Source organism: Achromobacter xylosoxidans (assembly GCF_002192695.1).
GTDB classification, from domain to species: domain Bacteria; phylum Pseudomonadota; class Gammaproteobacteria; order Burkholderiales; family Burkholderiaceae_B; genus Achromobacter; species Achromobacter xylosoxidans_C.
In genome coordinates, this window is the sequence record NZ_MTLG01000128.1 from 1 (window position 1) to 303 (window position 303).

At 64.7% G+C, this 303-nt stretch carries 1 protein-coding gene; it reads left to right on the plus strand.

All coding sequences use genetic code 11. The features are described from left to right. The coding region (locus BRO63_RS33790) for a VCBS domain-containing protein (RefSeq protein ID WP_218824132.1) at positions 1–303 on the plus strand (303 nt) is incomplete at both ends.

A 303-nucleotide genomic window follows, 5' to 3' on the forward strand; every position in this document is an offset into this window, starting at 1 on the left:
AGGCCTGGCCACCGTCAAGATCGGCGGCACCACCCTCACCGTCGCCGACCTGCAAGCGCTGAACAACACCCCGCGTGTCATCGACGGCACCCAGGGCAAGCTCACGCTGACCAGCTACGACCCCGCCACCGGCAAGATCACCTACAGCTACCAGCAGGACGGTACGGCCAAGGATCACACTGCCGGCGACAACTCCGTCACCGACAAGTTCACCGTCACCGTCACCGACGCGGCCAACCAGGTCAAGTCCGATGACCTGGTGGTGCTCATCACCGACACCGCTCCTGAAGCCAAGCCCGACAC